The following is an 18,819-nucleotide window of genomic DNA, read 5'->3' on the forward strand; positions in this document are numbered from 1 at the left end:
ACGGACGGGCAAGCGGCCGAGCAGACGGACGGGCAAGCGGCCGAGCAGACGGACGGGCAAGCGGCCGAGCAGACGGACGGGCAAGCGGCCAAGCGGCCGAGCAAGCAGGTAGGCAGGCGGACGGCGAGCGGGCAGGCAGGCGGGCGGGCGGGCGGGCGGCGAACGGGCGGCGAGCGGATGAGCAGCGGGCAGGTGAGCAGCGGGCAGGTGAGCAGCGGGCGGCGAACGGCGGACCGGGCAAGCAGGCGGACGGGCGAGCGGCCGAGCGGCCAGCGGGCGGGCGAGCGGGCAAGCGGCCGGGCAAGCAGGCGGGCAGGAAAGGGGCGGCCAGGCTCGCCCACCCCGACCCCCATCCACCGATCGACGCAGACCACCCCCAAAAACGGCCCAGCCCTCCCACCCCTAAAGCCGAAGCTCCAACTCAACCTCATGCCGAACCGGAATACCGTCGACAACCTCCGGAATACCCGGTTTGAGCGCCCGCGCCCGCGTAACCGCCTCCCGATGCACAGCCACCAGGTCATAGCCACGCCGCTGGTAGAACCGCAACGCCCGAACGTTGTCATTGGTGGTGACCAACCACAGCCGAACACCCCCCGCCGCGGTGGCCGCCACGCGCACCCAGTCGAGCAGCGCTCCGCCGGCCCCGCTCCCCGGCCGGTCCGCCGCGATCGTCACGACCTCCCATTCGCCGCCGACGGCCCGGTACGTGAGCAGCCCCACCGGTTCGCCGCCGTCCTGGGCGATAGCTCCCGGCAGGGCGGACGCGTCGATCAGTTCGTCGTGGACCGCCACCAGCGGGCCGTGGAACGCGGCGGTCAGGGCCTGCCGCACGTACGCGGCGTCGGCGGGCGTAAGCGCACGCACCTCGATCGGCATGGCACTCCTCAGGTCGCCGGCACCGCCAGGGCGCCGGGCTCTCGGCCGGGTCGCAGGGGACGGTAGCGGGACAGCCACACGGCCAGTTCCGGCGCGGGCATCGGCCGGGCGTGGAACCAGCCCTGCGCCGCGTGGCAGCCCGCCGCCGCGAGCAGCCGCCAGGTCCGTTCGTCCTCCACGCCCTCGGCCACGACGCGCAGCCCGAGCGAGTCGGCCAGGGCGATCACCGAGCGGACGATCGCCGCGTCGCCCCGGTCGGCGGCCATGCCGAGCACGAACGAGCGGTCGATCTTCACCTCGGAGAACGGCAGCCGGCGCAGGTGTTGCAGCGACGAGTAGCCGGTGCCGAAGTCGTCGAGGGAGATCGCCACCCCCATCCGGTCCAGCCGGGTGATGGTGTCCAGCACCCGGTGCGGGTCGGCCATCAGCGCGCTCTCGGTGATCTCCAGCTGCAGCAGGTCCGGCGGTACGTCGTACCGGCGCAGCAGCGTTTCGATCTCCACCGCGATGTCGCCCGCGCGCAGGTCGCGGACGCTGACGTTGACGGCCGCGCGCAGCGGGCGGCCGGCCGCGCGCCAGGCGCCGAGCTGGCCGATCACCTCGCGCAGCACCCGGCTGGTGAGCAGCCGCATGACGGGTGTCTGCTCGGCGACGCGGAGCAGTTCGCTCGGGCCGACCATGCCGCGTTCGGGGTGCCGCCAGCGCAGCAGGGCCTCGACGCCGACCACCTCGCCCGTCGCGATGGCGATCTGCGGCTGGTAGTAGAGGGTGATCCCGTCGGCCGCGGCGTCGCCGGCCGGCTCGGCCTGCACGGCCCGGCGCAGGTCGGCCAGCAGGGTCAGGTCGGGCGTGTGGTGCTCGGTGTCGCGGGCGTAGACGGCCACATGGTCGCCGCGTTCCTTGGCGTCGTACATGGCCGCTTCGGCCTGGCGCAGCAGCGCGGCGCTGTCGCCGCCGCGTTCGCCCTGCAGGGCGATGCCGATGGAGGCGCTGACGTCGATCGGCAGGCCATCGAGGGCGAACGGCCGGCCGAGCTCCTCGGCCAGGTGCGCGGCGAGCCGGCGAGCGGCGGCCGGGCCGTCGAGCCGGGTGGCGAGCACCGCGAACTCGTCGCCGCCGAGCCGCACGACCAGATCGTGCGGGGGTACGACCGCGGCGAGCCGGCGGGCCACCTCCACGAGCAGCCTGTCCCCCACGGTGTGACCGAGCGCGTCGTTGACCGTCCGGAACCGGTCGAGATCCAGCAGCAGCAGCGCGAGGTGGCGCTCGGGCCGGCGCGGGCCGCGGCCGGCCGTCCGTTCCGCGACGGAGGTCTGCAACGCCCGCCGGTTGGGTAGGCCGGTGAGGGAGTCCACGCGGGCGGCCCGCTCGTACTCGCCGGCGGAGCGGACCATCCGGTGCACCGCGTGCAGGGCGAGCAGGACCAGGGGCACGAGCGCCAGCCCGACCTGCGCGGCGGCCAGCACCACGGGCCCGAGCAGCAGCAGCGCGGCCGTGGCGAACAGCTCCAGCCCGCGCCGCCGCAGGCGGCGTGGACGCCGCCCGACGCCGGCGCACCGGACGATCAAGGCGTCGAGGCCGGTGCGGGCGCCGATCCAGGCCGCCGCGGCCGCGACGGTGAGCACCGCGTCCTCCCAGTGCGGCTCCGCGCCGACGTGCAGCCCGGCCAGGGCGGCCACCACCGCGGCCGCGGCCAGCGCCACGGCGTGCTGCACGGCCAGGTGCAGACCGCGGCGGGCGGACTCGCGCATCCGTACGCCGGCGACGGCCATGGCCGCCAGCTGCACCGCCAGGGCCGGCACGAATCCCCAGGCCAGCACGATGCCGAAGGTGAAGCAGATGGACGGCAGGATCACCGAGCTGGCCCGGCGGTTGGCGACCACGTAGGGGCGGGCGTCGACGGCGAGGGCGAGCGCGGCCATCACCCAGAAGGCGGCGGGCAGCCGCTCGAACGTGTTGGGCGTGACGGCCCACAGCCCGAGGTCGACGGCGATCGCTCCACCGACGGCGGCGACCGCACCCCGCCGCGCCGTGACGGACCGCGCGCCGGGCGGGCGCGCCGTCCCCCGGCGTGAGCGCCTCGGCCGCCAGCCGCGCTTCGTGCGACCGGCGGACCTCCTACCCGGTGATGCATGATCCAGCGAACCTGGGGCCACGGGCACGTCGGCGGCCGGCTCGCCGGCCCGCTGCTCCTCACCCGGCATGGAGCTGCGCTGTTGTGCGGCACCCATGCGACCTCCACGGTGGCGTCGACCGAACGATCTTCCTCACCATAGATCCGCATGGACCAAACTACGCGAAACCGACTCGTCCGGTATCAAACCCGCACATCCGCTTAAACGTAGAACCACCCAGGATTCACCCGTTGGTGGATGTTCGACCGCCGCCTATCCGGCCTCGCCCGGCCCGGCCTCGCCGTCCGACGGCGCAGCCTCGCCGTCCGGCGGAGCGGCAGCCCCGGCGTCCGACGAAGCGGCGCCCCCGGCCTCCGACGGAGCGGCGGCCCCGGCGGCTTTCTTGCGGGGCTTTCTGGGGGCGGCCTTCTTCGGCTCGTCCGTTTTCGGGGCGTCCTCGGCGATCTCGGCGACCGCGCGCGCCGCCTCGGGCCCGTCGGCCAGCAGCACCGCGAAGCCCTCCTCGTTCAACACCGGCACCTTGAGGGCCAGCGCCTTGTCGTACTTGCTGCCCGGGTTGTCGCCCACCACCACGAAGGCCGTCTTCTTCGACACCGAGCCGCTCACCTTGCCGCCGCGCGCCAGCACTGCCTCGGACGCCTCGTCGCGGGTGTGGCTGGACAGCGTGCCGGTCACCACCAGCGTCATGCCGGCCAGCGGACGCGGGCCGCTGTCGGAACGCTCCTCCGCCATCTTGACGCCGGCCGCGCGCCACTTGCGCACGATCTCGCGGTGCCAGTCGACGGCGAACCACTCCCGCAGGCTCTCCGCGATCGTCGGGCCCACGCCGTCGACCGCCGACAGCTCCTCGATCCGGCCCTCCTGGACCGCGGCCTCGATGGCCGTCATCGAGCCGAACTCCAACGCCAGCGCCCGCGACGCGGTCGGGCCGACGTGGCGGATCGACAACGCCACCAGCACCCGCCACAGCGGCCGTTCCTTGGCCTCGGCCAGCTTCTCCAGCAGCTTGACCGCGTTGGTGCCCAGCGTGCCGTCCATGTTGACGAAGAACGGCGAGCGCAGCAGGTCGTCGGCGGTCAGCGCGAACAGGTCGCCCTCGTCGGTCAGCACGCCGGACTCGTACAGCGCGCGGGCCGCCTTGTAGCCGAGCACCTCGATGTCCAGCGCGTTGCGGCTCGCCAGGTAGAAGAGGCGCTCGCGCAGCTGGCCCGGGCAGTGGTGGGTGTTGGGGCAGCGGATGTCGATGTCGCTCTCCTTGGCGGGAGCGAGCGGGGTGTCGCACTCGGGACACGTGGTCGGCATCACGAACGGGTGCGCGTCCTCGGGGCGCAGGTCCATCACCGGGCCCAGCACCTCGGGGATCACGTCGCCGGCCTTGCGCAGCACCACCGTGTCGCCGATCCACACGCCCTTGCGCTCGACTTCGCGGGCGTTGTGCAGCGTCGCCTGGGCCACCGTGGAACCGGCCACCAGCACCGGCTCCAGCACCGCGTACGGCGTGACCCGCCCGGTGCGCCCCACGTTGACGGCGATGTCGAGCAGCTTGGTGGTGACCTCCTCCGGCGGGTACTTGAACGCGATGGCCCAGCGCGGCGCTCGGCTGGTCGACCCCAGCCGGCCCTGGATGGCGACCGAGTCCACCTTGACCACCACGCCGTCGATCTCGTGCTCGACGTCGTGCCGGTGCTTGCCGTAGTAGTCGATGTACTCTGCGACCTCGGCCATCCCGTCGACCTGCCGCCAGCGCTCGCTGGTGGGCAGCCCCCAGGAGCGCAGGGCCTCGTACGCGTGCGACTGCGAATCCGGCCGGAAGCCCTTGCGCGCGCCGATGCCGTGCACGACCATCCGCAGTCCCCGGGACGCGGTGACCCGCGGGTCCTTCTGCCGCAGGCTGCCGGCGGCGGCGTTGCGCGGGTTGGCGAACGGGGCCTTGCCCTGCTCGACCAGCGAGGCGTTGAGGTCAGCGAACGCGGACGCCGGGAAGTAGATCTCGCCGCGCACCTCGAGCAGCTCGGGCGGGTCCTCGCCGGCCAGCCGGTCGGGGATCTCGCGGATCGTGCGGACGTTGGAGGTCACGTCCTCGCCCGTGCGCCCGTCGCCGCGGGTCGCCCCGCGGACCAGGCGGCCCTTCTCGTACGTCAGGTTGATGGCCAGACCGTCCACCTTGAGCTCGCAGATGAACTGCACCGGGCCGCCGGCGTCCCGCTCGGTACGCTCGGCCCAGGCGGCCAGCTCGGCCTCGTCGAAGACGTTGTCGAGCGACATCATCCGCTCGGCGTGCTCGACCGGGGTGAACAGGGTGGAGAAGCTGCCGCCCACGTTCTGCGTCGGGGAGTCGGGGGTGCGCAGCGCCGGGAACTGCTCCTCGAGCGCCTCCAGCTCGCGCAGGAGCGTGTCGAACTCGGCGTCGGAGACGGTCGGCGAGTCGAGCACGTAGTAGCGGTACTGATGGCCGCGGACCTCGTCGCTCAGCTCGGCATGCCGGGTGCTGGCCTCGGGCGTCGGCTCCGGACCGGCGGCGGCGACCTGCTCGGCGGTCGGCCGGCCCTCCGCCACCTGCTCGGCGACGACGGCCGCGCCGGCATCGGCCGGGTGTGTGTCGACGGGCTGCTTCTCAGACACCGGGAGACCTCCGTGATTCGCGCTCTGCTACCGGCACGTTAGTCGCCCGGTCCGACAAAAACGGGGACGTGGCGCGGCCGGTGGCACCCCGGGTACGGTCTGGCGATGACGGACCGGTGGCTGTGGGCGGTGGGGGTCGCGGTGCTGCTCGCGGCGGGCTGGCTGCTGCGCCGGCGGTGGCGGGCCGGGCGCCCGAGCAGCGGCGACATCTGGTGGGCCGACGTGCCGTACGCCCGCGGCCGGGGCTCGAAGCTGCGCCCGTGCCTGGTGCTGCGGCGGGGCCGGGACGGCATCGAGGTTCTGAAGATCACCAGTCAGGACAAGAGCCACCGCCGCGACCACGTGCTGATCCCGACGCGCCGCTGGGACGCCCGCGCCGACCACGACTCGTACCTGAACCTGGGCGAGCCGATCGTCGTGCGGCCGGCGGCCTTCCAGCGCCGCGCGGGCGCGGCGGACCTGCGCACCCGCCGCGCGGTGGCCCGCTTCCGCACGAGATCGGCCGGCCGCCCGGCCCGGTGACGGCACGACAGCACGACAGCGAGACGGCGGAACAGCAAGACGGCGGAACAGCAAGACGGCGGGACAGCGGGACGGTAAGACGGCCGGACCAGGAGGACCGGCCGGATCAGACCTCGGCCAGGCGCCGCCCGGCGTCCCGGCAGGACTTCAGCGCCGCGCGCACAAAGGGCAGGGAGGCCCCGGCCAGCCCGCACGCCGGGGTGATCACGACCTGTTCCGGCAGGCGGGCCGCCGGGAAGCCGAGCCGGCTCCACAGCTTCCGCGCCCGCTCGGCCACCTGGGCCGAGGTCAGCGCGCGCCCGTCGGCCGGCGGTTGGGTCGGCATCGCGCCGGCGAAGAGCCCGAGACCGGCCTCCAGCGCCTCGCCCAGCGGGTCGAGATCCTTGATCAGCGACAGGTCGAGCGCGACGGCGGCGGCCCGGGCGTCCCGGACCACCTGCAGCGGCAGTCCCGGAGCGCAGCAGTGCACCACGACCGGCGCCTCCACCGCCTCGACGACCGTGCGCAGGCCGGTCGCCGCGTCCGCGCCGTCGACCGCCCGGTAGGCGCTCAGCCCGCTCTCGGTCGGGATGTGCCCGGCCAGCACGGCCGGCAGGCTGGGCTCGTCCAGCTGGAGCAGCACGGTGGCCTGCGGCAGCCGCTTGCGCACGTCGGCCACGTGCCGGCGCAACCCCTCGGCCAGCGACTCGGTCAGGTGGCGCACGGCCCCGGCGTCGCGCAGCACGCGGCCGCCGATCGGCAGGTCCAGGGTGGCGGCCAGGGTCCACGGCCCGGCGGCCTGCAGCTTGACCGGCCCGGTGAACCGGTCGGCCTGCTCGGTGAGCTGGTCCAGGTCGCGTTCCAGCAGGTCGGCGATGCGGCGCAGGTCCCGGCCGGGGCGCGGCGCCAGCTGCCAGCGGCCGACGTAGAGCTGCACGGGCAGCTCGACCAGGAACCCGGCGCTGCGGCCGATCATGTCGGCGCCCGGGCCGCGGGCGGGCAGCTCGGCCAGGTGCGGCAGGTCGGGCAGCTCACCCATGATCAGCCGCTGCGCCTCGGCGATGTCCGTCCCGGGCAGCGAGCCGACCCCGGTGGCCGACCCGGCCGGCCAGGGGAAGTCAGGCACGGTGGGCCGGCCCGGAGGCGGCGGAAGCGGCCGGCCCCGAGGCCAGAGCACCGGAAGTGATCGTCGCGGAGCCGAGGACGACATCCCCGTCCGGATCCGGCCGGTAGGCGACGATCGCCTGCCCGGCCGCGACTCCCCGGGCCGGCGTGCGCAGGTGGGCGACCAGCCCGTCCGAACCGACGGTCACCACCGCGGGGACCACCTCGCCGTGCGCGCGCAACTGCACCTCGCACTCGACCGGGGTGGGCGTGCCGTGCCAGATGACCCGGGTGGCCGTCACCGTGTCGACCGCGAGGTCCTCGCGCGGGCCGACCGTCACCGTGTTGGTCTTCGGGGTGATCGACAGCACGTAGCGGGGCCGGCCGTCCGGGGCGGGCACCCGCAGGTCGAGGCCCTTGCGCTGGCCGATCGTGTACGCGTACGCGCCGTCGTGCTGCCCGAGGACGGTGCCGGTGCGGCCGTCGACGATGTCGCCCGGGGCCTGGCCCAGCCGCTGGGCCAGGAAGCCCTTGGTGTCGCCGTCGGCGATGAAGCAGATGTCGTGCGAATCCGGCTTGTCCGCGACGGCCAGGCCGCGCTCGGCGGCCTCCGCGCGCACCCGCTCCTTGGTCGAGTCGCCGAGCGGGAAGACGGCCCGGTCGAGCTGCGCGCGGGTCAGCACGGCGAGCACGTAGGACTGGTCCTTGGCCGGGTCGACGCTGCGGCGCAGCCGGCCGTCGGGGCCCAGCCGGGCGTGGTGGCCGGTCACGACGGCGTCGAAGCCCAGCGCGACCGCCCGGTCCAGCACCGCCGCGAACTTGATCTTCTCGTTGCAGCGCAGGCACGGGTTGGGGGTGCGGCCGGCGGCGTACTCCGCGACGAAGTCGTCCACGACGTCGTCGTGGAACTGCTCGGCCATGTCCCAGACGTAGAACGGGATGCCGATGACGTCGGCGGCCCGCCGGGCGTCGCGGGAATCCTCCAGCGTGCAGCAGCCCCGCGCGCCGGTCCGGTAGGTCTGCGGATTGCGCGCCAGCGCGAGATGCACCCCGGTCACGTCGTGGCCGGCGTCGCGGGCGCGCGCGGCGGCGACGGCGGAGTCGACCCCGCCGGACATAGCTGCAAGCACTCGCATCCAGCAAGCCTATCCGGGGATCCTCTTCCGCTACCGGCGGCGGTTACCCCGGGCTCGACCCTTTCCGGTACGGGCAGCGAACCAGTCCCGTGGCACCGCGCCCGGGCAGTGCCGTCCCGGCCTGATCACGCCGCCATCCGGGCTGAGAGCGGTGGCCGGGCCGGCGCCGAGCCGCTCCCCCGCGGCGGCCCGGGCCGGGCCGGCAGTGAGATTGAGCACGCCGTCAGGGCGGTCGGGTCAGCGGGGGGTCTTCCAGGCTGTGGCCCGGCGGGCGCGTTCCACCGCGCCCGGCAGGGCCTTCAGCAGCTCGTCCACGTCCTCCGCCGTCGAGGTGTGGCCCAGGGTGAAGCGCAGTGAGGAGCGGGCCCGGTCGTTGTCCGCGCCCATCGCCAGCAGCACGTGCGACGGCTGGGCCACCCCGGCCGAGCAGGCCGAGCCCGTCGAGCAGGCGATGCCCTGCGCGTCCAGGAGCAGCAGCAAGGCGTCGCCCTCGCAGCCGGGGAAGGAGAAGTGCGCGTTGCCCGGCAGCCGCCGCTCGGGATCGCCGTTGTAGATCGCGTCCGGGATCGCCGTGCGTACCCGGGCCACCAGGTCGTCGCGGAGGGCGGCGACCCGCTGGGCGTACTCGGCGCGGGTCTTGACCGCGGACTCGACCGCCACCGCGAACGCGACCACGCCGGGGGTGTCCAGGGTGCCGGAGCGCACGTCGCGCTCCTGGCCGCCGCCGTGCAGCAGCGGGGTCGCGGCGATGTCGCGGCCCAGCAGCAGCGCGCCGACCCCGACCGGGCCGCCCAGCTTGTGGCCGGTCAGGGTGAGCGCGGCCACGCCGCTGGCCGCGAAGTCGACCGGGACCTGGCCCACCGCCTGCACCGCGTCGGTGTGGAACGGGATGCCCGCCCGCGTCGCCAGCCGGGACAGCTCCTCGACCGGCTGGATCGTGCCCACCTCGTTGTTCGCCCACTGGGCGCTGACCACGGCGATCTCGTCGCCGTGCTCGGCCAGCAGCGCGGCGAGCGACTCGGGGTCGACCCGGCCGGTCGCGTCGACCGGCAGCCAGCTGACCTCGGCGCCCTCGTGGGTGGCGAGCCATTCGACGGCGTCCAGCACCGCGTGGTGTTCGACCGCCGCGGCCACCACCCGGTTGCGGCGGCGGTCGGCGCCCCGGCGGGCCCAGTAGATGCCCTTGGTCCCGAGGTTGTCGCTCTCCGTCCCGCCGCTGGTGAAGATCACCTCGGACGGGCGGGCGCCGAGCACCGCGGCGATGCGCTCGCGGGACTCCTCGACCAGGCGGCGGGCGCCGCGGCCGGCCGCATGCAGGGACGACGGATTGCCGACCTCGCGGGCGGCCGCGACGTAGGCGTCGAGCGCTTCGGCGAGCATCGGCGTGGTCGCCGCGTGATCCAGGTAGGCCATCACCATGAAGCTTATGCCTTGACCCGTCAACCGAAGCGGCCCGGATCGACGGAGCGCACGACGGCCCGGCGGAGGCTCCGCCGGGCCGTCGTGATCGCGCTGCTACTTGCGCTTGCGGATCTCGTCGTTGGCCTGCGGTACGACCTTGAACAGGTCGCCCACCACGCCGAAGTCGGCGAGCTCGAAGATCGGCGCCTCGGGGTCCTTGTTGACGGCCACGATCGTCTTGGACGTCTGCATGCCGGCCCGGTGCTGGATCGCGCCGGAGATGCCCAGGGCCAGGTACAGCTGCGGGGAGACGGTCTTGCCGGTCTGGCCCACCTGGAACTGGTGCGGGTAGTAGCCGGAGTCGACCGCCGCGCGGGACGCGCCCACCGCGGCGCCGAGCAGGTCGGCCGTCTCCTCGACCAGCTTGAAGTTGTCGGCGTTGCCGACGCCGCGGCCGCCGGAGACGACGATCGAGGCCTCGCTGAGCTCGGGGCGCGAGCCCTTCTGCTCGGCCACCCGCTCGACGACCTTGGTGAGCTTGTCCGCCTCGGTGACGGCGACGGTCAACTGCTCCACCGCCGGGGTGGCCGGCTGCGGGGCCGGGGTGACCGAGTTGGGGCGGATCGTGATGATCGGCAGGCCCTTGGTGACCTTGGACTTGACGATCGTCGAGCCGGCGAAGACCACCTGGGTGGCGGTGCCGTCGGCGGCCACCTCGACCGCGTCGACCAGCAGGCCGTTGTCGAGCTTGACGGCGAGCCGGCCGGCGATCTCCTTGCCCTCCTGGGTGGAGCCGAGCAGCACCGCCGCGGGCTGGACCGACCTGATGAGCTCGGCGACCGCGGTGGCCTTGGGGGCGACCAGGTAGTTCTCGACATCGTCGCCGGACGCGGCGTAGATCTTCTCGGCGCCGTACTCGCCGAGCTTGCCGGCCAGCGCCGCGGCGTCGCCGAAGACGACCGCGCTGGGCGAGCCCAGGGTGCGGGCGATGGTCAGCATCTCGAGCGTGACCTTCTTGACGCCGGAAGCCTGCGAGGCCTCGACGACGACCAGTACTTCAGCCATGGTGGGAGCCCCTCTCAGACGAACTTCTCGGCGGCGAGGTACGCGACGAGCTGCTCGCCCGCCGCACCCTCATCGGTGATCTTGGTGCCGGCCGACCGGGGCGGCCGCTTCGCGAACTCGACGACCGCGGAGGTCGCGCCGGCGAAGCCGACCTCGTCGGCGGCGACGCCCAGTTCGGCGAGCGTCAGGGTCTGCACCGGCTTCTTCTTCGCGGCCATGATGCCCTTGAAGGACGGGTAGCGCGGCTCGTTGATGGTGTCCCAGACGCTGACGACGGCCGGCGTGGCCGCGGTGACCACCTCGTAGCCCTCGTCGGTCTGCCGCTCGGCGGTCAGCTGGCTGCCGTCGACGGTGAGCTTGCGGGCGCCGGTGAGCGCGGCCACGCCGAGCCGCTCGGCGAGCATGTGCGGCATGACCTGCACGCGGCCGTCGGTCGACTCGGCGCCGCAGAGGATCAGGTCGGCGTTGAGGGTGCCGAGGGCGGCGGCCAGGACCTTGGAGGTCGCGACGGCGCAGGAGCCGTGCAGGGCCTCGTCGGTGATGTGGACGGCCTTGTCGGGGCCCATCGAGAGCGCCTTGCGGATGGACTCGGTCGCGCGCTCGGGGCCCATGGTCAGGACGGTCACCTCGCCGCCGTGCGCTTCCTTGATCTTCAGCGCCTCCTCGATGGCGTACTCGTCCATCTCGTTGATGACGTTGTTCGCCGAGGATCGCTCGACGGTGTTGTCGCCCGCGCTCAGGGTGCGCTCAGCACCGGAGTCGGGGACCTGCTTGACCAGTACGACGATGTTCATCGCGCTTCGACGACCCTCCTGTTGATGGACGCACGCCTGCAGCCGGGGCTGCCTGTCCCCCGCCGATGTTACCCGTCGGTAGCTTAGGGGTCTCCACCACCGAGAGTGACTCACCTCACCCGCAGCGACCGGCCGTTCGCTACTCCGACCCCATCTTCTCCCACCGCGCCGGATGACCAAGCCGGAGGGAGCGTGGTGCCCCCGCGGACACCCGGCTGGTCGATAATCACCGGGTGCTCGCCCAGTGGTTCAACCCGCAGAACACCCCCATGGTCGGCGAGAAGCCGGACTACCGGTTCTCGCTGGCCAACGAGCGCACCTTCCTGGCCTGGATCCGCACCGCGCTGGCGCTGCTGGCCGGCGGGCTGGCCTGCGCGCAGTTCCTGCCGCCGCTGCCGATCGCCCACCTGCGCGAGGGCATCGCCATCGCGCTGCTGCTGCTCGGCGGCGTGGTGGCGCTGCGGGCGGTGGACCACTGGGCCCGTACGGAGCGGGCCATGCGGCTCGGCGCCGACCTGCCCAAGTCGCGGTTCCCGGCCGTGCTGGCGCTGGTGGTGGCCCTCGGCGCGCTGCTGCTCGTGGTGGCCGTCGTGATCAAAGCGGTCTCGTGACGCCCGATCCCGGGGCCGCCGCGGAGCGCACCCGGCTGGCCTGGCGGCGTACCGGGCTGTCGGCCACGGCGGTGGCGCTGCTGGCGGCGCGACCGGCCTTCGCGCCCGGGGCGGGGCCGGGCACCTATCTGGCCGCGGCCGCCGCGCTGGCCGGCTGGGCGGGGCTGGTCGGGCTCGCGTACCGCCGCGCCCGCGGGCTCGAGGCCGAGCCGCCGCGGCCCGGCCGGCGCACCATCACCGCGTACGCGGCGATCACCGTCGCCTTCGCGATCCTCGGCACGGTGCTTGTCACGCTCTGATCGTCGCCGTTGGTCCGGCGGCGCGTCATCATTGCCTCATGGTCCGGTTGTTCGTCTTCCTGGCTGCCGCGCAGCTCGTCCTTCTCGTGCTCGCGCTCATCAGCGCGTTGTCGGCCCCCCGGGTCCGCAACCTGCCCCGAGCGCTCTGGGTGCTCGTCATCCTGCTGATCCCCCTGCTCGGTCCGCTCGCCTACTTCCTCTCCGGACGGCCCAAGGCGCCGCCGCGGGAGAAGGGGCCCGTCCCGCGGGGCAAACCGCGCCCGGCCGCGCCGGACGACGACCCCGACTTCCTGCGCTCGGTGGACACCGAGCAGTCCCGGCGCGACCGCGAACTGCTCGCCCAGTGGGAGCGTGATCTGGAGAAGGACGAGTGAGGCGCCCGCTCAGGCCAGGTTGGACGACCTCGGGTAGGCGTCGGCCGGGTCGGTCAGCACGTTGACCAGGTACGGCACGCCCGCGTCGAAGGCCCGCTCCAGCGCCGGGCCCAGGTCGGCGGACTTCTCCACGGTCTCCCCGGCCCCGCCCAGCGCCTGCACCACCCGGTCGTAGCGCAGGCCGGGCTGCAGGTCGGCGGCCACGTCGTAGCCGTACATGGCCTGCATGGGGTGCTTCTCCAGGCCCCAGATGCCGTTGTTGCCGACCACGATCACCACGGGCAGCCCCTGCCGGGCCAGCGACTCGGCGTCCATCAGCGAGAAGCCGGCGGCGCCGTCGCCCATCAGCACGCAGATCTGCCGGTCGGGGTAGGTGACCCGGGCGCCCATGGCGTAGCCCAGGCCGGTGCCGAGGCAGCCGTACGGGCCCGGGTCGAGCCAGGTGCCGGGCTGGGCGGGCTCGAGGTAGCGGCCCGCGTACGAGACGAAGTCGCCGCCGTCGCCGATGGTGACCGCGTCGGGGGCCAGCACCTTGCGCAGCTCGCCGTAGATCCGGGCGGGCTTGATGGGGTCGGTCTCCGCGGCCATCGCCTCGGCGTCGCGGGCCTTGCCGGCGTCCTCGGCGGCGCGCAGGCCCTCGATCCACCCGGTGTGGTCGGCCCGGGCGCCGGTGTGGTCGGCCAGCGCGGCCAGGATCAGCTTCAGGTCGCCGGCGGGCGAGACCGCGGTCTCCACGTGCCCGGCGCGCTGGCCGGGCGCGTCGACGATGTGCACGACCCGGGCCGCCCCGAACTCGCCGAAGCCGAGCCGGAAGTCCAGCGGGGTGCCGATGACGGCGACCACGTCGGCTTCGTTCAGCGCCGGGCGGCGGGCCTTGGCGAAGGCCAGCGGGTGCCCCGGCGGCAGCGCGCCCCGGCCCATCCCGTTGGTGAAGACCGGGATCTGCAGCGCCTCGGCGGCGGCGCGCAGCTCGGCGATCGCGTCGCCGCCCCACACGTCCGAGCCGGCGATGATCACCGGGCGCTCGGCCGACGCCAGCAGCGTCGCGGCCCGCGAGACGTCCTCGGGGTCGGGCTGCACGACCGGGATGTCGGGCGCGGGGACCGGGCCCGCCGCCTCGGTGGAGAACAGCACCTCGAGCGGCAGGTCGAGGAACGCCGGCCCGCGGTGGGCGGTCAGCGCGGCGGTCAGCGCCTTCGCCACCTCGCCGGGGATCAGGTCGGTGGCGGTGACGGTGGCGGCGTACTTGGTGACCGGGGTGACCAGCGGCACGTGGTCGATCTCCTGCAGGCTGCCCGCGCCCCAGCGGAAGGCGGGCGCCCGGCCGCCCAGCACGAGCACCGGCGAGGCATTGAAGAACGCGCTGGTCAGGCCGGAGACGCCGTTGGTGACGCCGGGGCCGGCGGTGAGCACGGCCAGACCCGGGCGGCGCTGGAGCTTGGCGACGGCCTCGGCGGCGAAGACGGCGGACTGCTCGTGCCGCACGTCGTAGATCGGGAAGCCGGTCTTGTGCGCCGCGTCGTACAGCGGGAACACGTGGCCGCCGGAGAGGGTGAACATCTCCGTCACGCCGTACGCCCGCAGCGCCGCCAGCGCGAGCTCCCCGCCGTGGCCCTCGATCATCTCCGCCATGCCAGCTCCCGCCGCTCGGTCCTCGCCAGCACGCTACCGGGCGACGGGGAAAAGATGAATCAGACTCGCTCCAGCAACCTGTACAGGTCGTCCAGGACGAATTCGGCCGCCGCGTCCATCGGCACGCCCGCGCTGACGCTGTAGGCCGCCACCAGCGCCACCAGCGGCGCCGTGACGAGCACCAGCACGCTCAGCACGATCTGCAGGAAGCGCAGGAAGGCGCCGGTGCGCCGGCGCTTCGGGGGCAACGGGGCCGGCGGCGCGTCCCATCCCGCCGTGCGCGCGGACCGGGCGCTCACCGCCCCGGATCCGGACCGGGCCGCCGGTGGTGACACCGGGCGGGAGGCGGCCGCGGGCCGGGCCGGGGCCGTGATCCGCCGGGTCGGCCGGGTCGGCGCGGCGGCCGGCTCCGGACGGCCCGGAGGTGGCGTGGCCGGCAGGGCGTGCACGTCCCAGGACGGTTCCGAGGCGACGGTCTGGTCCGGGTCCGGCACCCAGTGCTGCTGGGCATCGGGCCAGGGGTCGACCGCGGGCGGCGGCAGGAGCTCGGACCGCGCGGACCGCACCGTCTCCGCGTCATCGACCGGCGAGCGCGGGGCAGAGGCGGCCGGCGAGCGCGGGGCGGAAGCGGCCGGCGACGGGGAGACGGAGGCGACCGGCGACGGCGAGGCAGGGGCAGCCGGCGACGGCGACGCGGGCGCGAGCGGCGGCTGCTGCCGGGAGACCAGCCGCATCTCGGCGGTCGGGCCGGGCGCGGCCGGTTCGGTGGCCAGCAGGGCGGCGTCCGCGAGGATGCTGCCCTCGGCCACCACCAGCTCGGGCTGCTCGATCACCACCGGCGCCTCGCCGAGCGCGCGGTGCAGCAGCGTCGCCACGAGCGGGATCCGGCTCGCGCCGCCGACCAGGAACACCCCGGCCAGCCGGCCGTCGGCCAGGTCGGCCCAGCGCAGCAGGTCGCGCGTCACCTGCACGGTCTGGTCGAGCACCGGGCGGGCCAGGTCCTCCAGCTCGTCCCGGGTGACGTGCAGCTCCAGGTCGAGCAGCGGCACCACCACGTCGGCGGACTGCAGCCGGGACAGCCGCTCCTTGGCGATCCGCACGTCGTCCCAGAGCTGGCGCTGGGCGCGCCGGTCCTCCAGGGTCGCGGGCTCGGTCAGCCGCTGCCAGACCGCCGGATCACGCTCCGCGCACAGCTTGCCGAGGTGCGCCACGAGGGCCGCGTCGATGTCCAGGCCGCCGAGGTCGTCCCGGCCGTCCACGGCCAGCACCTCGAAGCCCTCCGCGGTGCGGGCGACCACGCTGGCGTCGAAGGTGCCGGCGCCGAAGTCGTGCACCACCACGACCGAGCCGATCGGCACGTCCCGGCCCAGCACCTCGGCGAAGTAGGTGGCCGCGGCGACCGGCTCGGCCACCAGCCGGGCCCGGGTCAGCCCGGCCCGCGCGGCGGCCTCGGCGAGCAGCCCGCGGCGGGTCGCGCCCCAGGTCGCCGGGCAGGTGAGGGTGAGCTCGGGACGGACCGGGCCGACCGTGCGGTGCCATTCGTCGGCGACCCGCACCAGCACCGCGGCGATCATGTCGACGACCGCGAACTCCTCGTCGCCGAGCAGCACCAGCCCGTCGTCGATGCGCCGCTTCGGGTTGGGCTCGAAGCGGCCCGGGTCGCGCCGGGCGCTGTGCACCGCGTCGCGGCCGGCGACCAGGTGCCCGCTGGACTCGGCGTAGACCGCCGAGGGCAGCAGCGGGGAACCGTCGACGAGGATCGGCCGGGCGCGGCCGTCCGGCCAGCGGGCCACCGCCACGGTGTTCGAGGTGCCGAAGTCGACGCCGAGCGAGTGCCGACCCTGGTCGATGGACATGCGCGCCAGTGTAGGCCCCGCCGAGAAGTTGATGATCTCGCTAGACGAGGCTCCAGCGCAGGTCCCCGTCGGGGTCCCGCTCGCAGCGCACGGCCTTGCCGTCGGCGGTCCGGCCGGTGGCGCCCTCCTCCTCGCAGGGCTCGCCGACGACCGGGACGGGCGGGTCGTCGCCCGACACCGGCGACGACGGCGGCAGCAGCGAGCGGTCCGTCGGCGAGGTGGTCGGCGTGGGGGGTGGCACCGGCGCGGCGGCCGGCGGGGGCGGGACCGTCGGGGACGGGCCGATCAAGCGGGTGGCCGAGTTGCGGACCGCCGCGGAGGCGGGTGGCGCGGCCGGCCGCTGGGTGCGGCTGGTCCTGGCCACGCCCGGCTTGCGGCGTTCGGGGCGGTCGCCGTCCGGCGGCACGCTCGGCGCCGGCGCCACCAGCGGCGGCCCGGCGAGCTGTGGCTCCGCGGCGCGCGCGCCGGGCGCCGGCTCGCCCCGGCCGCCGAAGGTGAGAAACCCGATGATCCCGCAGAGCAGCGCCTGACCGATCACCAGCGCCACCGCCACGCGGACGGTGCGCCGGACCGAGGTCACGCGCACACCGGGCATCGTCACAGAGGGGAACTTTATGGCAACAGATCGATAAGCGCGAGATCTACGGGACCCTTTCCCGGATCAGCGGGGCGGTCTCAGCGCCCGGTGAACTTGGGCTTGCGCTTCTCCACGAACGCCGTCGTGCCCTCGATCCGGTCGTCGGTGGCGAACAGGCCCGCGAAGAGCTGGCTCTCCCACGCCAGGCCGGAGGCCAGGTCGGTGCTCAGGCCGCCGTCGATGGCCAGCTTCGCGGCCCGCAGGGCCAGGGCGGGCCCGTTCAGGTACGGCTTGAGCAGCTCCACCGCGCTCGCGTACACGTCGGCGGCCGGCACCACCCGGTCGGCCAGCCCGATCCGCAGGGCCTCCTCGGCGTCCACCATGCGGCCGGAGAACACCAGGTCCTTGGCCTTGGCCGGGCCGATGAGCCGGGCCAGCCGCTGGGTGCCGCCGGCGCCCGGGATGAGCCCCAGCCTGATCTCCGGCTGGCCGAGCTTGGCGTCGTCGGCCACGACCCGCCAGTCGCAGGCCAGCGCCAGCTCGCAGCCGCCGCCCAGCGCGTAGCCGGTCACCGCGGCCACCACCGGCTTCTCGATCCGCGCCACCGCGTCGAAGGCGCTCGACAGGGCGCCGGCGCGGACGGTCATCTCCTGGTACGTCGTCGCGGTGAACTCGGTGATGTCGGCGCCCGCGGCGAACACCTTCTCGCCGCCGTACACGATCACCGCCCGGATCTGCGGGTCGGCGGCCGCCGCCTGCGCGGCCTCCCGCAGCTCCTCCTGGACCTGCGTGTTCAGCGGGTTCATCGGGGGCCGGTCGAGCCGGATCGTGCCGATGCCGTCGCTGGTCTCGAGCCGTACGAACTCACCCACGCGCGTGCCTCCCTAGCGATCGTTCAGTCACCGACAGCGTAAGGCCCGGCCCGGGCGGGTAAGTAGCATGGATCGAGGGAGGGCCGATGATCACCTATTACCGCGACCCGGACGTGCTGGTCACGTCCACCGGGGTACGGATGAGCGGGCGCGACTACCGCCTCGGCGACCTCGCCGAGGTGTGGCACCGCCAGGGCCGCCGCTCGTGGAGCGCGGTCGCCGGGCGCGGCGCCCTCGGCCTTGCCATGGTGATCCCGGTGCTGGTCGGCCTGCTCGGCATCATGGTGGCCCTGGTCATCGACGCCTCCACCGCGACCACCATCGCCCTGGCCGGCGGCGGCATCCTGATCGGCCTCGCCGCGGCTCCCCTGGCCGACGTCCTGCTGGAGTTCGTCGACCGCTCGTACGACCGGGGCAGCCGCCGCCGGGAGATCTGGGCCCGGGTCCGCGGGTCCGACGTGCTCCTGCTGGACACGGACAACGCGCAGCGCTTCGGCCAGATCTACCGGGCCCTGCAGCGCGCCCTGGACCACGACTCCGTCCCCCGCGCATGACGACGACCTCGCGGGGCGCCCTGCCGCTCGCCGGCCTGCTCGCCACCTCCGGGGTGCTGCACTTCCTGGCCCCGAAGCCGTTCGACGCGATCGTGCCGCGCTCGCTGCCCGGCGGCCCGCGCACCTGGACCCTGCTCAGCGGCGCGGCCGAGCTGGCCGTGGCCGCCGCGGTCGCCCATCCCGGCACTCGCCGGTTGGGCGGGCTGGCCGCGGCGGGCCTGTTCGCCGCCGTCTTCCCGGCCAACGTCAAGATGGCGGTGGACTGGCGGCACGCCCCGCCGGCCCGCCGGGCCATCGCCTACGGGCGGCTGCCGTTGCAGATCCCGCTGGTGCTCTGGGGCCTGCGCGTCGCCCGCCGCTGATTTCGTGCAATTCGCTCCGGGGACGCCACCGGGCAGCGACGATAC

At 74.5% G+C, this 18,819-nt stretch carries 18 protein-coding genes; 6 read left to right on the plus strand and 12 right to left on the minus strand.

What is annotated here, in order from left to right:
• Nucleotides 1–402: 402 nt before the first annotated feature.
• From Ani05nite_RS32755 to ligA, 3 genes are all read right to left on the minus strand, one after another.
• A complete protein-coding gene (locus tag Ani05nite_RS32755; protein WP_203774808.1) occupies nucleotides 403–879 on the minus strand; it encodes a GNAT family N-acetyltransferase in 477 nt (158 codons plus the stop codon).
• A gap of 8 nt (nucleotides 880–887) precedes the next feature.
• Nucleotides 888–3,110 carry a putative bifunctional diguanylate cyclase/phosphodiesterase gene (locus tag Ani05nite_RS32760; RefSeq protein WP_377881539.1) on the minus strand — a complete coding sequence of 741 codons (2,223 nt, stop codon included), beginning with the start codon at nucleotides 3,108–3,110 and terminating at the stop codon, nucleotides 888–890.
• A 156-nt stretch (nucleotides 3,111–3,266) separates the two neighbouring features.
• Nucleotides 3,267–5,570: an NAD-dependent DNA ligase LigA gene (ligA, locus tag Ani05nite_RS32765; protein WP_203774856.1), complete on the minus strand. Its 2,304-nt coding sequence runs from the start codon at nucleotides 5,568–5,570 to the stop codon at nucleotides 3,267–3,269.
• A gap of 171 nt (nucleotides 5,571–5,741) precedes the next feature.
• Between ligA and Ani05nite_RS32770 the strand changes: the two genes are divergently transcribed.
• On the plus strand, nucleotides 5,742–6,158 hold the full coding sequence (locus Ani05nite_RS32770; RefSeq protein WP_203774810.1) for a type II toxin-antitoxin system PemK/MazF family toxin: 417 nt from the start codon (nucleotides 5,742–5,744) through the stop codon (nucleotides 6,156–6,158).
• Nucleotides 6,159–6,264: 106 nt separating this feature from the next.
• Here the strand turns inward: Ani05nite_RS32770 and Ani05nite_RS32775 are convergent, their stop codons facing one another.
• From Ani05nite_RS32775 to Ani05nite_RS32795, 5 genes are all read right to left on the minus strand, one after another.
• Nucleotides 6,265–7,263, minus strand: coding sequence for a uroporphyrinogen decarboxylase/cobalamine-independent methonine synthase family protein (locus tag Ani05nite_RS32775; RefSeq protein ID WP_239130871.1), 999 nt, complete (start codon nucleotides 7,261–7,263; stop codon nucleotides 6,265–6,267).
• The gene (gene mnmA, locus Ani05nite_RS32780) at nucleotides 7,256–8,377 is read right to left on the minus strand and encodes a tRNA 2-thiouridine(34) synthase MnmA (protein WP_203774814.1); all 1,122 of its coding nucleotides are present in this window, start codon (nucleotides 8,375–8,377) and stop codon (nucleotides 7,256–7,258) included. Before mnmA ends, Ani05nite_RS32775 begins: the two co-directional genes overlap by 8 nt.
• Before the next feature lie 237 nt (nucleotides 8,378–8,614).
• Nucleotides 8,615–9,790, minus strand: coding sequence for a cysteine desulfurase family protein (locus Ani05nite_RS32785; RefSeq protein WP_203774816.1), 1,176 nt, complete (start codon nucleotides 9,788–9,790; stop codon nucleotides 8,615–8,617).
• Between the two features lie 102 nt (nucleotides 9,791–9,892).
• Nucleotides 9,893–10,843 carry an electron transfer flavoprotein subunit alpha/FixB family protein gene (locus Ani05nite_RS32790; protein ID WP_203774817.1) on the minus strand — a complete coding sequence of 317 codons (951 nt, stop codon included), beginning with the start codon at nucleotides 10,841–10,843 and terminating at the stop codon, nucleotides 9,893–9,895.
• Between the two features lie 14 nt (nucleotides 10,844–10,857).
• Nucleotides 10,858–11,637 (minus strand): electron transfer flavoprotein subunit beta/FixA family protein, encoded by a 780-nt coding sequence (locus Ani05nite_RS32795; RefSeq protein ID WP_203774818.1) that lies wholly within the window; start codon nucleotides 11,635–11,637, stop codon nucleotides 10,858–10,860.
• A 269-nt stretch (nucleotides 11,638–11,906) separates the two neighbouring features.
• On the opposite strand from Ani05nite_RS32795, the gene Ani05nite_RS32800 reads away from it, so the two are divergent.
• Genes Ani05nite_RS32800 through Ani05nite_RS32810 form a run of 3 tightly spaced genes read left to right on the plus strand, consistent with a single transcriptional unit; the run spans nucleotide 11,907 to nucleotide 12,921 of the window.
• Complete coding sequence (locus tag Ani05nite_RS32800; RefSeq protein ID WP_203774857.1) at nucleotides 11,907–12,248, plus strand: YidH family protein; 342 nt, start codon at nucleotides 11,907–11,909, stop codon at nucleotides 12,246–12,248.
• Entirely contained in the window at nucleotides 12,245–12,547 is a 303-nt protein-coding gene (locus Ani05nite_RS32805) for a DUF202 domain-containing protein (RefSeq protein WP_203774819.1), read from the plus strand. The genes Ani05nite_RS32800 and Ani05nite_RS32805 overlap by 4 nt, the downstream gene beginning before the upstream one ends.
• Nucleotides 12,548–12,585: 38 nt before the next feature.
• Complete coding sequence (locus tag Ani05nite_RS32810) at nucleotides 12,586–12,921, plus strand: PLDc N-terminal domain-containing protein (RefSeq protein WP_203774820.1); 336 nt, start codon at nucleotides 12,586–12,588, stop codon at nucleotides 12,919–12,921.
• A 9-nt stretch (nucleotides 12,922–12,930) separates the two neighbouring features.
• Here the strand turns inward: Ani05nite_RS32810 and Ani05nite_RS32815 are convergent, their stop codons facing one another.
• From Ani05nite_RS32815 to Ani05nite_RS32830, 4 genes are all read right to left on the minus strand, one after another.
• Complete coding sequence (locus Ani05nite_RS32815) at nucleotides 12,931–14,553, minus strand: acetolactate synthase (RefSeq protein WP_203774821.1); 1,623 nt, start codon at nucleotides 14,551–14,553, stop codon at nucleotides 12,931–12,933.
• A 59-nt stretch (nucleotides 14,554–14,612) separates the two neighbouring features.
• Nucleotides 14,613–16,409 (minus strand): Hsp70 family protein, encoded by a 1,797-nt coding sequence (locus Ani05nite_RS32820; protein ID WP_203774822.1) that lies wholly within the window; start codon nucleotides 16,407–16,409, stop codon nucleotides 14,613–14,615.
• A 40-nt stretch (nucleotides 16,410–16,449) separates the two neighbouring features.
• Nucleotides 16,450–17,010, minus strand: a complete 561-nt coding sequence (locus tag Ani05nite_RS32825; protein ID WP_203774824.1) for a hypothetical protein — start codon at nucleotides 17,008–17,010, stop codon at nucleotides 16,450–16,452.
• 74 nt (nucleotides 17,011–17,084) lie between these two features.
• Nucleotides 17,085–17,858 carry an enoyl-CoA hydratase/isomerase family protein gene (locus tag Ani05nite_RS32830; protein ID WP_203774826.1) on the minus strand — a complete coding sequence of 258 codons (774 nt, stop codon included), beginning with the start codon at nucleotides 17,856–17,858 and terminating at the stop codon, nucleotides 17,085–17,087.
• An 86-nt stretch (nucleotides 17,859–17,944) separates the two neighbouring features.
• On the opposite strand from Ani05nite_RS32830, the gene Ani05nite_RS32835 reads away from it, so the two are divergent.
• Entirely contained in the window at nucleotides 17,945–18,412 is a 468-nt protein-coding gene (locus Ani05nite_RS32835; RefSeq protein WP_203774827.1) for a DUF6232 family protein, read from the plus strand.
• Nucleotides 18,409–18,774, plus strand: coding sequence for a DoxX family protein (locus tag Ani05nite_RS32840; RefSeq protein ID WP_203774828.1), 366 nt, complete (start codon nucleotides 18,409–18,411; stop codon nucleotides 18,772–18,774). Before Ani05nite_RS32835 ends, Ani05nite_RS32840 begins: the two co-directional genes overlap by 4 nt.
• The last annotated feature ends 45 nt before the right edge of the window (nucleotides 18,775–18,819 follow it).

Source organism: Actinoplanes nipponensis (assembly GCF_016862275.1).
In the GTDB taxonomy this organism is placed as follows: domain Bacteria; phylum Actinomycetota; class Actinomycetes; order Mycobacteriales; family Micromonosporaceae; genus Actinoplanes; species Actinoplanes nipponensis.

What these genes read in the sequence shown, in the direction of transcription:
- Ani05nite_RS32835 (WP_203774827.1), top strand. Translation starts at nt 17,945, where the DNA reads ATGATCACCTATTACCGCGACCCGGACGTGCTGGTCACGTCCACCGGG.
- Ani05nite_RS32770 (WP_203774810.1), top strand. Translation starts at nt 5,742, where the DNA reads ATGACGGACCGGTGGCTGTGGGCGGTGGGGGTCGCGGTGCTGCTCGCG.
- Ani05nite_RS32800 (WP_203774857.1), top strand. Translation starts at nt 11,907, where the DNA reads ATGGTCGGCGAGAAGCCGGACTACCGGTTCTCGCTGGCCAACGAGCGC.
- Ani05nite_RS32810 (WP_203774820.1), top strand. Translation starts at nt 12,586, where the DNA reads ATGGTCCGGTTGTTCGTCTTCCTGGCTGCCGCGCAGCTCGTCCTTCTC.
- Ani05nite_RS32820 (WP_203774822.1), bottom strand. Translation starts at nt 16,409, where the DNA reads ATGTCCATCGACCAGGGTCGGCACTCGCTCGGCGTCGACTTCGGCACC.
- Ani05nite_RS32790 (WP_203774817.1), bottom strand. Translation starts at nt 10,843, where the DNA reads ATGGCTGAAGTACTGGTCGTCGTCGAGGCCTCGCAGGCTTCCGGCGTC.
- Ani05nite_RS32785 (WP_203774816.1), bottom strand. Translation starts at nt 9,790, where the DNA reads ATGGCCTACCTGGATCACGCGGCGACCACGCCGATGCTCGCCGAAGCG.
- Ani05nite_RS32755 (WP_203774808.1), bottom strand. Translation starts at nt 879, where the DNA reads ATGCCGATCGAGGTGCGTGCGCTTACGCCCGCCGACGCCGCGTACGTG.
- Ani05nite_RS32760 (WP_377881539.1), bottom strand. Translation starts at nt 3,110, where the DNA reads ATGGGTGCCGCACAACAGCGCAGCTCCATGCCGGGTGAGGAGCAGCGG.
- Ani05nite_RS32795 (WP_203774818.1), bottom strand. Translation starts at nt 11,637, where the DNA reads ATGAACATCGTCGTACTGGTCAAGCAGGTCCCCGACTCCGGTGCTGAG.
- Ani05nite_RS32840 (WP_203774828.1), top strand. Translation starts at nt 18,409, where the DNA reads ATGACGACGACCTCGCGGGGCGCCCTGCCGCTCGCCGGCCTGCTCGCC.
- Ani05nite_RS32815 (WP_203774821.1), bottom strand. Translation starts at nt 14,553, where the DNA reads ATGGCGGAGATGATCGAGGGCCACGGCGGGGAGCTCGCGCTGGCGGCG.
- mnmA (WP_203774814.1), bottom strand. Translation starts at nt 8,377, where the DNA reads ATGCGAGTGCTTGCAGCTATGTCCGGCGGGGTCGACTCCGCCGTCGCC.